Source organism: Rhodanobacter sp. FW104-R8 (assembly GCF_001617365.1).
In the GTDB taxonomy this organism is placed as follows: Bacteria; Pseudomonadota; Gammaproteobacteria; order Xanthomonadales; family Rhodanobacteraceae; genus Rhodanobacter.
The window spans coordinates 20853-31543 of the sequence record NZ_LVJR01000109.1 but is presented as its reverse complement, the minus strand read 5'-3'; the positions used below and the strand labels follow the sequence as shown (position 1 = coordinate 31543).

At 69.3% G+C, this 10691-nt stretch carries 8 protein-coding genes; 3 read left to right on the top strand and 5 right to left on the bottom strand.

Annotated elements, in window-relative coordinates; all coding sequences use genetic code 11:
• Nucleotides 1–2375 (top strand): transcription-repair coupling factor (mfd, locus tag RHOFW104R8_RS14095; protein WP_068205454.1); only part of this gene is annotated, 2375 nt, incomplete at its 5' end.
• 346 nt (nt 2376–2721) lie between these two features.
• Entirely contained in the window at nt 2722–4422 is a 1701-nt protein-coding gene (locus RHOFW104R8_RS14090) for a diguanylate cyclase (protein WP_235604328.1), read from the top strand.
• Nucleotides 4423–4434: 12 nt separating this feature from the next.
• Here RHOFW104R8_RS14090 and RHOFW104R8_RS14085 read toward each other — a convergent pair whose 3' ends face one another.
• From RHOFW104R8_RS14085 to RHOFW104R8_RS14065, 5 genes are all read right to left on the bottom strand, one after another.
• Complete coding sequence (locus RHOFW104R8_RS14085) at nt 4435–6705, bottom strand: thiamine pyrophosphate-dependent enzyme (RefSeq protein ID WP_068091405.1); 2271 nt, start codon at nt 6703–6705, stop codon at nt 4435–4437.
• 102 nt (nt 6706–6807) lie between these two features.
• Nucleotides 6808–7425 (bottom strand): glutathione S-transferase family protein, encoded by a 618-nt coding sequence (locus tag RHOFW104R8_RS14080; protein ID WP_068091408.1) that lies wholly within the window; start codon nt 7423–7425, stop codon nt 6808–6810.
• Nucleotides 7422–7919: a hypothetical protein gene (locus RHOFW104R8_RS14075; protein ID WP_068091462.1), complete on the bottom strand. Its 498-nt coding sequence runs from the start codon at nt 7917–7919 to the stop codon at nt 7422–7424. Before RHOFW104R8_RS14075 ends, RHOFW104R8_RS14080 begins: the two co-directional genes overlap by 4 nt.
• On the bottom strand, nt 7916–8464 hold the full coding sequence (locus RHOFW104R8_RS14070) for a GNAT family N-acetyltransferase (protein WP_068091413.1): 549 nt from the start codon (nt 8462–8464) through the stop codon (nt 7916–7918). The genes RHOFW104R8_RS14075 and RHOFW104R8_RS14070 overlap by 4 nt, the downstream gene beginning before the upstream one ends.
• Nucleotides 8465–8481: 17 nt before the next feature.
• Nucleotides 8482–9651 (bottom strand): acyl-CoA dehydrogenase family protein, encoded by a 1170-nt coding sequence (locus RHOFW104R8_RS14065; RefSeq protein WP_068091415.1) that lies wholly within the window; start codon nt 9649–9651, stop codon nt 8482–8484.
• A 145-nt stretch (nt 9652–9796) separates the two neighbouring features.
• Between RHOFW104R8_RS14065 and RHOFW104R8_RS14060 the strand changes: the two genes are divergently transcribed.
• Nucleotides 9797–10672, top strand: coding sequence for a DMT family transporter (locus RHOFW104R8_RS14060; protein ID WP_068091418.1), 876 nt, complete (start codon nt 9797–9799; stop codon nt 10670–10672).
• Nucleotides 10673–10691 lie beyond the last annotated feature (19 nt).

The window sequence follows — 10691 nt, the reverse complement described above, 5'->3', positions numbered from 1 at the left end:
GGTTGAAGCCGCAGAACGTCGAGGGCTGGTCAACATTTCTCCTCCCCCTGCCCGCAGGGGGAGGTCGGGAGGGGGTAGCCCGGACTGGCGAAGAAGCAAAAGCGCCCCTCCCTCCGCAAGGGATTCCCTTCGGTCACAACCCTCCCCTGCAAGCAGGGGAGGAAGCCAAGTACGAAGGTCCGAAGTTCGCCATCACCATCGCCGGGCTGGAACAGGGCTTCGCGCTGACCAAGCCGGCGATCACCGTGCTCACCGAGCGCGAGCTGTACGGCGAGCGGGTGCGCAGCGAGCGCGACCGCAAGCGCCGCCGCGGCACCGCGCGCGATCCCGAAGCGATCATCCGCGACCTCACCGAGCTCACCCCCGGCGCGCCGATCGTGCACGTCGACCACGGCGTGGGCCGCTACCAGGGCCTGGTCTCGATGGACGTGGGCGGCATGGATGGCGAGTTCCTCACCATCGAATACGCCAAGGGCGACAAGCTGTACGTGCCGGTGGCGCAGCTCGGCCTGGTCAGCCGCTACTCCGGCACCGCGCCGGAGCTGGCGCCACTGCATTCGTTGGGCGGCGACGCGTGGGAGCGCGCGCGCCGCAAGGCCGCCGAGAAAGTGCGCGACGTCGCCGCCGAACTGCTGGCGATCTATGCGCAGCGGCAGGCGCGCGGCGGCGAGTCGCTGCCGATCGACCGCCAGCTGGTGGAAGAGTTCGGCAGCACCTTCCCGTTCGAGGAAACCCCCGACCAGGAAAGCGCGATCGAGGCGGTGCTGAATGATCTTGCCGCACCGCGCGCGATGGACCGGGTGATCTGCGGCGACGTCGGCTTCGGCAAGACCGAGGTGGCGCTGCGCGCCGCCTTCGCCACCGCCACCGCCGGCAGGCAGGTCGCCGTGCTGGTGCCGACCACCCTGCTCGCCCAGCAGCATTACCGCAACTTCGCCGACCGCTTCGCCGACTGGCCGGTGCGGGTCGACGTGCTGTCGCGCTTCAAGTCCACCAAGGAAGTGAACGAGGCGCTGAAGCGCCTCGCCGACGGCCAGATCGACGTGATCGTGGGCACCCACAAGCTGCTGCAGCCGGACATCAAATTCAGGAACCTGGGCCTGGTCATCGTCGACGAGGAGCAGCGCTTCGGCGTGCGCCAGAAGGAGCAGCTGAAGAAGCTGCGTGCCGAAGTGGACCTGCTGACGATGACAGCCACGCCGATCCCGCGCACCTTGAACATGGCGATGGCCGGCCTGCGCGATCTTTCCTTGATCGCCACCCCGCCGGCGCACCGCTCGGCCGTGCGCACGTTCATCTCGGCGTGGGACCCGGCGACGATCCGCGAGGCATTGCAGCGCGAGCTGTCGCGCGGCGGCCAGGTGTACTTCCTGCACAACGAGGTGCAGAGCATCGAGCGCACCGTGCGCGAGCTGGAGGGCCTGGTGCCCGACGCGCGCATCCGCGTCGCCCATGGCCAGATGCCCGAGCGCGAGCTGGAAGGCGTGATGGCGGACTTCCACCGCCAGCGCTTCAACGTGCTGGTATGCACCACGATCATCGAAACCGGCATCGACATCCCCACCGCGAACACCATCATCATCGACCGCGCCGACCGCTTCGGCCTGGCCCAGTTGCACCAGCTGCGCGGCCGCGTCGGGCGCTCGCATCACCGCGCCTATGCGTATCTGGTGGTGCCCGACCGCCGCTCGATCACCGCCGACGCGCAGAAGCGGCTGGAGGCGCTGGCCTCGCTGGAGGAACTCGGCGCCGGCTTCACCCTGGCCACCCACGACCTGGAAATCCGCGGCGCCGGCGAGCTGCTCGGCGACGAACAGTCCGGCCAGATCCAGGAGATCGGCTTCGGCCTCTACACCGAGCTGCTGGACCGCGCGGTGCGTGCGCTGAAGTCGGGCAAGGTGCCGGATTTCGATCTCAGCAGCGAGCACGAGACCGAGGTCGAGTTGCACCTGCCCGCGCTGATCCCCGACGACTACCTGCCCGACGTGCATGCGCGGCTTACCCTGTACAAGCGCGTCGCCAGCGCACGCAGCGAGGACGAGCTGCGCGACCTGCAGGTGGAGATGATCGACAGATTCGGCCTGCTTCCGGACAGCACCAAGCAGCTGTTCGCCGTGGCCAGCCTGAAGCTGATGGCGACCCCGCTCGGCATCCGCAAGCTCGACTTCGGCGCCAACGGCGGCCGCATCGTGTTCCGCGAGAAGCCCGAGGTCGATCCCATGACGATCATCAAGCTGATCCAGCAACTGCCGCGCGTGTACAAGCTGGATGGACAGGACAAGCTGAAGGTGATCCTCGACCTGCCCGGCGCCAGCGAGCGCATCCGCAGCGCACAGGAAGTGCTGGTGGCACTGGGCGCCCGCCGGCCCGCCTGAACGCGCCACGGGTGACCCTGCGCGTCCGGATTGAACCGGACCGGCCAGCTCCGTGACGCGCGGGCCAGCGCCAGCGCGCCAGCAGCCCGCGCCCGACCGCGCTGGCACGGCCCGTGCTTGACCTGGAGGCGAAGGATGCGACAGCGTTGCCTTTGCGACGCCCCCGCGCAGCGATACGCGCGAGGGCGCCGGGAACATCCGTCCGGTAGCCGCAGGAACGCCGGCCCGGGCCAGGCCGGCCCGGCGAAACACAATATCCACATGCACCCATGTACAAGGGCCGCATAGGGGAGAAAGCCAAATGGAGAGGCTGGGCAAAAAATCGGCATCGTGTCGCCGCAGACCCATGTCATGGTGCGGCCTCGTGCTCGGCCTGCTGTGGCTGTGGGGCGGCCTGGCCCACGCCGCCGCCACGCTCAACGGTGCCTGGCGCGAGGCGCGCCCCGACGACACGCCGCAAGTCGTGCTCGACGAGTACCGCGCCGGCCTGCTGCGGAGTTTCGATCCGTCCCTGCTACAACGCTTTCCCGGCAGCGACAGCGGCAGCTGGGTGGTGCTCGCGCCGCAACCGCCGTGGGACGATGCCGGGCGCATGCTGACGATCTACCCGCCCACGCTGGGCGCGGTCACGGTGTACGAACACGGCGTCCCGCGGACGCTGGCGATCGACGATTTCGGCGACTCGACCCACGGCCACGGCCGGCTGGCCTGGCAGGTGCCGTCCGACACCGTGGCGTCGGCGGCGATCCTGCTCAGGTTCGAGCCGTCGTCGATGCTGAGCGCACCGGTGCGGTTCCAGCTGCAGTCACCGTTCGAGTACGCAAGGCAGGATGCGCAGTGGCTGGCGCTCGCCAGCGCCTGTTTCGCGGTGATGCTGGCGATGGTGCTGATGGCGGTGTGCTTCGCGCTGATGCTGCGCGACGTCACTTATGCCTGGTACGCCGGTTACATCCTCTGCTATGCGCTGATCCAGGGGATCCAGACCGGCTTCGCGTTCCATCCGATGGAATGGCAATGGCTGGCCGGCGCGACCCTGCTGGCCGGCTCGGCCGCGGTCGCATTGTCGGTCGCGTTCGCCTCGCTGTTCATGATGCGTTTCTGCGAACTGCCGCGTTACGCGCCGCTGCTGCGGGTACCGATCATGGCGCTGGCGGTGGGCATGATCCTGCTGGTACTGATGCGCTGCAGCCGGCTCCCGCTGCTGGTGGAGGTGGCGCAGGTGCTGCTCAACCCGCTGCTGATGATCGGCGCCGTGCTGCTGCTGGTGGTCGCCTGCGTCGCCGCCGCGCGCGGTTCGCGCCAGGCGTGGTTCTTCCTCGCCGGCTGGACGCCGCTGCTGCTGCTCACGGCGATGACCAGCGCCCAGGTCGGCGGCGCGCTGCCGCAACTGGACTGGCTCAACGACGCCAGCCTGGCCGGCGGCGCGTTCGAGGCGACCGTGCTGTCGATCGGCCTGGCCGACCGTGCGCTCCGGCTGCGCCACGACCGCGACATCGTGCGGGTGCTGGCCGACCACGACGCACTCACCAACGTGCTCAACCGCCGCGCCTGGACCGAGCGGGCCAGCGCCCTGCTGTCCGGCGGCCCGCCGCGGCCGATCGCGCTGCTGTTCCTCGACCTGGACCATTTCAAGTTGCTGAACGACCGCCAGGGCCACAATGCCGGCGACCGCGCGCTGGTCGCCGTGGCCAAGGCGCTGAACGCCGAGCTGCGCCCCTCCGACCTGCTCGGCCGCTACGGCGGCGAGGAGTTCGTCGCCCTGCTCGACGGCACGCCGGCGGTGCAGGCGATGCACGTGGCGACCCGGCTGTGCCGGCGCGTGCACCGGCTGGAGATACCCGTCGGCGACGATCCGCTGCTGCTCACCGTCAGCATCGGCGTCGCCCTGCGGCGGGAGGGCGACGACGTGGAGTCGCTGGTCGACCGCGCCGACCAGGCCATGTACGACGCCAAGCTCGGCGGCCGCAACCGGGTCTCGCTGCACGCCGGCAACAAGCTGCCGCCGGGCGGCCCGCACCTCCACGTGGTGGAAAAGCGCGAGCGCTGAACGCGGCCGCGCTCAGCGTTGCGCCAGTTCCCGTGCCGCCGCCGCCACCTCGGCTTCGCCCGGCAGCACCAAGAGCGCCGCGCCGGCCAACGGGGTGAACGTGTCGGCGCCGACCACGCGCCGCAACGGCGTGGCGCCGCAGCCGCCCTCGACGATCGCGGTGATCACGCCCTCGCCCACGCCGGCGCTCTTGCGGCCCTCGTCCAGCACCAGGATGCGTTTGGCGGTCTTCGCCTGCGCCGCGATGAAGGCGTCGTTGAGCGGCGCCAGCCAGCGCAGGTCGACCACGCGCACCCGCCAGCCCAGCTCCTTGCCGATCGTGCGCGCCGCGCGCAACGCCATCGGCACGCCGTTGCCGAAGGTGAACACCACCAGGTCGTTCGCCGCCTCGTCGTAGATGCGGCCCTCGCCCAGCGTCATCGCCTGGCCCGGCGCCGGGTAGCCGAACTGCCACTGGCCGTCGCCGGCCTCGTACAGGTCCTTGGTCATGTACAGCGCGATCGGCTCGAGGAAGGCGCAGACGCGGCCGTCCACCTTGGCCAGCGCCATCAGTGTGCGCAGCATCGTGGCCGCGTCGTCGCCGCGGCTGGGGCAGCCGACGACGAGGCCGGGGATGTCGCGCAGCGCGGTGATCGAGTTGTCGTTGTGGAAGTGGCCGCCGAAGCCCTTCTGGTAGCCCAGCGAGGCCACCCGCATCACCAGCGGGTTGCGGTACTGGCCGTTGGAGAAGAACTGCAGCGACGACGCCTCGCCGCGGATCTGGTCGCAGGCGTTGTGGAAGTACGCCAGGTACTGGATCTCCGGGATCGGCAGCATGCCCATGTTCGCGTAGCCCTGGGCCAGGCCCAGGATCATCGTCTCGTCCAGCAGCGTGTTGAACACGCGGCTGCCCTTGAACGCCTTGTTGAGGCCCTTGGTGACGGTGTACACGCCGCCCTTCTGCGCCACGTCCTCGCCGAACAGCAGCGACTCGGGATACTTCGCCATGATGTCGTGCAGGGCCTGGCCGATCTGGATCGCCAGGTGCCGCGGCGGCAGGTTTTCCGGCAGCTTCGCCTCGCCGCCGAACACGGCCAGGCGCCGCTCGGCGTAGTCGGCGCGCCCGGCCTCGGCCTTCACCGCGGCCGGCGTGTATGGCGCCAGCGGGGCCATCACGTCTTCCAGCGAGGTCAGCCGCGGGCGCGAATCCGCGTCTTCGGCGGCGACGAAGCAGCGCTTGCGGGTGGCCTCGTACAGGCCCAGCAACGCGTCCTTCGAGTACAAACCCGACTCCAGCGCGATGCCGGCCGAGCGCAGCAGCGGGTCGGAGCACTCGACGGCAAAGAGCTCCTCGATGCTGCGCCACTCGATCTCGAAGTCGGTGCCGGCATGGCCCATGACGCGGGTGGTCCTGAGGTGCAGGAAAGTGGGCCGGCGGGTGCCGCGGCAATGCTCCACCGCGCGCTGCACCTGGGCGTAGCCCTCGGCCAGGTCGAGGCCGTCGGCGAAGAAATAGTCGAGGTTGGCGCGATGCTGGTAGTTGTTGGCGACCCAGCCCGATGGCGTCTTCACCGAGATGCCGATGCCGTTGTCCTCGCACAAGAACAGCACCGGCGCCGGCAGCTTCTGGTACGCCGTCCACGCCGCGGCGTTGAACGCGGTCTGCGCGGTGGCGTGGTTGCTGGAGGCATCGCCGAACGAGCAGATCGCGATGCTGTCGTCGGGGATCGGCAACGCGTGGCCGATGCGCCGCGCCTGCTCGATCGCCACCGCGGTGCCCAGCGCCTTGGGCAGGTGCGAGGCGATCGTCGAGGTCTGCGGCAATACCCACAGCGGCTTGCTGCCCCACACCTTGTGGCGGCCACCGGAAGCCGGGTCGTCCTTGCTGGCGGCGAAGCTCAGCGCCGAATCCATCACCGGGTCCATGCCGGGGATCTTGCGGAAGCGCTCGGCCATGAAGCCGCCCGAGCGGTAGTGCAGGAACGCCGGGTCGGTGTGCCGGGTCAGTCGCGCCACCATCGCGTTGCCTTCGTGGCCGCTGGAACCGATCGTGTAGAACACCTTGTTCTGCACGCGCAGCACGCGCGCCATCAGGTCGAGGTGGCGCGAGATCAGCTGCGATTCCAGCAGCTCGCGGAAGCCGCGCGCATCCAGCGCGCTGCCCGGCAGCACGGCCTCATCGTCGCGCGGCGCGGCACGCACGTCGCCCTGCCACAGCTGCACGAACTCGATGAAGTTCTGGTCGACGATCTCGGCACGGTTGAAGCCCTTGTGGCGGGCGCTGAGGGTGAACGGAATGGACATGGCGTGGTATCGGCAAGATAGGGGATGTTTTTGTAGGAGCCCACTCTGTGGGCGACGCTTTTCAAAGGCATCGCCCACAGGGTGGGCTCCTACAACGGAAGGTCAATGCTGCATCGGAGTATGGCCGGGTTGTGCCTGCACGCGACCAAGCCACGCGCGGATATTCGGAAATGCCGACAGCTCGAAACCGCCGTCGCCGGCGCAGTGGGTATACGCGTATAGCGCGATGTCGGCGATGCCGTAGCGCTCGCCGACGAACCAGTCGCGCCCGGCCAGATGCTGCTCCATCACTGCCAGCACCTGCGTGCCCTTCTGCAGCAGCGCGGGCAGCTCGGCCTGGCGCGGGTGGTCGGGCGGCAGCCAGCCGCGGATGAAGCGCGCCACCGCGATGCACGGCTCGTGGCTGTACTGCTCGAAGAACAGCCACTGCAGCGTCTGCGCGCGCAGCCAGGCATCCTCGGGCCCAGATCCATTCGGCCAATAGGCGGTGCCCTCGGCGAGGAAGCACAGGATCGCGTCGGACTCGGCCAGCCGGCGGCCGTCGTCCAGCTCCAGCAAGGGCACCTTGCCGTTCGGGTTCTTCGCCAGATAGGCCGGTGTGCGCGTCTCCCCGTGTGCGCTGTCCACGTCGACCCAGCGGTAGTCGCGGCCCAACTGGTCGAGCAACAGCTGCAGCTTGTAGCAGTTGCCGGAGGCGCGCATGCCGTAGATGGTGATCATGATCGTTCCCCGCTCAGGCTTTTCAGCAATATCGCGCGCCGCCGGTCCTTGGGGCGTCCGAAACTTTCCAGCACGCGGATCTGCTCCGCCACCGCGGGGATCGGGACCGCGAGGCCGGCCACGTCCACCGTGACGACCGCGCCGATCCGCACCGGCTCCCAGCCGCGCTCGCCGTGCAATTCGAGGCCGCCCATCACTTCCACCGGCAGGCCGGGGAAGAGGAACCGGGCGAAACGCGAGCGGAAGCGCTCGGCGGAGGGCGGCATCCAGGCTTCATCCTGCCGGGTCCGCCAGTGTCCGATCAGGGCATCCGCATCGCGGACGCTGGTCAACACATCGAGATCGGCCACCGCCACCGCGGCGCCGGCCAGCCGCGCCGCGGCGCTGCCGATCAGCGTCCACGGATCGCGGCAGTGGCGATGCAGATCCGGTACCACCGAAGCGAGTACCTCGCGCAAGGCGGTCGCCGAGTCGGCGTGGGCGATCGCGCTCATGCTGGCGTGCGGCACCGGCGCCATTGCTCGCGCGTCTGGCCCCAGATTTCGATCGGGTCCTCCTCGAACGGCGCGGGCAGCCTGCCCGGGCCGCGGCAGGTCGAGCCGAGCCGCTGTGCCAGCGCCTGCGAGGCGCGGTTGTCCGGGTGGATCGAATGGATCATCTCGCTCCAGCCCAACTGGTCGAAGGTCCAGTCGATCGCCGCGACGCAGCCTTCCCGCGCATAGCCCTTGCCCCAGGCGCCGCGCGCCAGGCCCCAGCCGATCTCGGTACCCGGCCATCCCTCGGGACGCCAGGGGCCGAGCCGGCCGATCCAGCGGCCGGTGGCCTTCTCGACCACCGAGAACATCGAAAATCCCTGGATCATCCAGGCGCCCGCGGAAGCCAGGAAGCCACGCCAGGCCACCGCGCGCACCTGCCGGCCGCCGATGAACCGCGCGGCCTCGGCATCGGCCATCATGTCCGCGTAGGCGTCGAAATCCTCCAGCCGTGGCGGACGCAGGATCAGCCGGTCGGTTTCGAGGCGCAGCGAAGCGGAGTCCATGCGCGGCACGCTCCGTTTCAGAACGCGTTGATGCCGGTCAGCTCGCGGCCCACCACCAGCTCGTGCACCGTCTCAGTGCCTTCATAGGTGATCACCGACTCCAGGTTCAGCGCGTGGCGGATCGCACCGTGCTCGGTGGTGATGCCGGCGCCGCCGAGGATGTCGCGGCACTGGCGCGCGATATCGATCGCCATGCGGCAGTTGTTCCATTTCGCCAGCGAAACCTGGGTCGGCTGCATCTTGCCGGCGTCCTTGAGGCGGCCGAGCTGCAGCGACAGCAGCTGCGCGGTGGTGATGCGGCGGGCCATGTCGGCCATCTTCAGCTGGATCGCCTGGTTCGACGCCAGCGGGCGGCCGAACAGGATGCGTTCGGCGGTGTAATCCAGCACTTCCTTCAGGCAGGCCTGGGCGGCGCCGATCGGCCCCCAGGTAATGCCGTAGCGGGCCTGGGTGAGGCAGCCCAGCGGCCCCTTCAGTCCCTTCACGTTCGGCAGCCGCGCGCTGTCCGGCACGCGCACGCCGTCGAAGAACAGCGCACTGGTGACCGAGGCGCGCAGGCTCATCTTCTTGTGGATCTCCTGCGCCTTGAAGCCGGCCGTGTCGGTCGGCACCACGAAACCCTGGATGCCGTCCGCCGTCTGCGCCCACACGATCGCGATATGCGCCAGGTTGCCGTTGGTGATCCACATCTTGGCGCCGTTGATGATCCAGTCGCCGCCATCCTTCTTCGCGTTCGTCTTCATGTTGGCCGGATCGGAGCCGCCATGCGGCTCGGTGAGGCCGAAACAGCCGATCACCTCGCCGGCGGCCATCCGCGGCAGGTAGTGCTGCTTCTGCTCCTCGCTGCCGTAGGCGAAGATCGGGTACATGCACAGCGAGCTCTGCACCGAGGCGAAGCTGCGCAGGCCCGAGTCGCCGCGCTCCAGCTCCTGGCAGATCAGGCCGTAGCTGACCCCGTTCATGCCCGCGCAACCGTATTTTTCCGGAATGGTGGCGCCGAGCAGGCCGAGGCTGGCGATCTCCGGGATCAGCTCCTTGGGGAAGCGGCCCTGGTCGAAGCAGTCGCCGATGATCGGCAGCACGCGCTCGTCGACGAAGCGACCGACGGTGTCCTGCACCATGCGCTCCTCGTCGGTGAGCAGCGAACGGACGTCGTACAGATCGAGCGGATTCAGACTGACAGCCATGTGAGCTCCGGAGCGGACGCGTAAAAGCCGGTATTGTAGCGCGGGCCATGCCGCCGGACAGGCCGGCCCGCCACGACGAAACCCGACGGATGCGTATGGCCCGCGCTACCCTGGTCCGCCGCCCCTCACCTGCCCACGGAATCCCATGTTCAAAGGTGTCCTGCTCGGCTTCACGGCCTTCGCCGCCTTCGCCATCAGCGATGCGTTCGTGAAGTCGCTGCGCGGCGGCCTGCCGGCGTACGAGGCGGTGTTCTTCGGCGCCGCGCTGGGGTTGAGCGCCCTGCCCTTCATCAAGGGACCGGGCGACCGCTGGCGCGACGTGGTGCTGGCGCAGCGCCAGTGGCTGTGGCTGGTGCGCGCGGCGGCCAGCGCGACCGGCAGCATCGCCGCGGTGGTCGCCTTCACCGCGCTGCCGATGGCGGAGGCGTTCGCGCTGATCTTCCTGCTGCCGATCTTCGTCACCATCCTTTCGGTGCTGGTGCTGAAGGAACACGTGGGCTGGCGTCGCTGGTCGGCGGTGGTGGCCGGCTTCGCGGGGGTGCTGGTGGTGCTGCGGCCGGGTTTCCGCGTGCTCGGCATCGGCCACCTGGCGGCGATCGTGTGCGGGCTCTCCGGCGCGATCTCGATGGTGGCGCTGCGCCTGTCCGGGGCGCACGAGAAGCGCGTCACCCTGTACGGCGCCGGCGTGGTCGGCTCGATGCTGGTGGCCGGGCTGCTGATGCTGGCCGACTTCCGCTGGCCCAGCCTGGCCCAGTGGGGGCTGCTCGCCGGCTACGGCCTGCTCGCCGCGCTGGCCGGCGTGCTGCTGATGCTGGCCACCCAGCTTGCCCACGCCAACCGCGTCGCACCCACCCAGTACAGCCAGATGCTGTGGGCGATCGGCTTCGGCTACTGGCTGTTCGGCGACCGGCTCGACTGGCCGATGCTGATCGGCATCGTAATGATCCTCGGCGCGGGGCTGTTCACGCTGGTGCGCGAGGAACAGAAGACCCGCTGGTGGCGACGCACCAGGATGATGTGAGGGCGCCCATGCACGGCGG

What these genes read in the sequence shown, in the direction of transcription:
- RHOFW104R8_RS14090 (WP_235604328.1), top strand. Translation starts at nt 2,722, where the DNA reads ATGTCATGGTGCGGCCTCGTGCTCGGCCTGCTGTGGCTGTGGGGCGGC.
- RHOFW104R8_RS14060 (WP_068091418.1), top strand. Translation starts at nt 9,797, where the DNA reads ATGTTCAAAGGTGTCCTGCTCGGCTTCACGGCCTTCGCCGCCTTCGCC.
- RHOFW104R8_RS14080 (WP_068091408.1), bottom strand. Translation starts at nt 7,425, where the DNA reads ATGATCACCATCTACGGCATGCGCGCCTCCGGCAACTGCTACAAGCTG.
- RHOFW104R8_RS14075 (WP_068091462.1), bottom strand. Translation starts at nt 7,919, where the DNA reads ATGAGCGCGATCGCCCACGCCGACTCGGCGACCGCCTTGCGCGAGGTA.
- RHOFW104R8_RS14070 (WP_068091413.1), bottom strand. Translation starts at nt 8,464, where the DNA reads ATGGACTCCGCTTCGCTGCGCCTCGAAACCGACCGGCTGATCCTGCGT.
- RHOFW104R8_RS14085 (WP_068091405.1), bottom strand. Translation starts at nt 6,705, where the DNA reads ATGTCCATTCCGTTCACCCTCAGCGCCCGCCACAAGGGCTTCAACCGT.
- RHOFW104R8_RS14065 (WP_068091415.1), bottom strand. Translation starts at nt 9,651, where the DNA reads ATGGCTGTCAGTCTGAATCCGCTCGATCTGTACGACGTCCGTTCGCTG.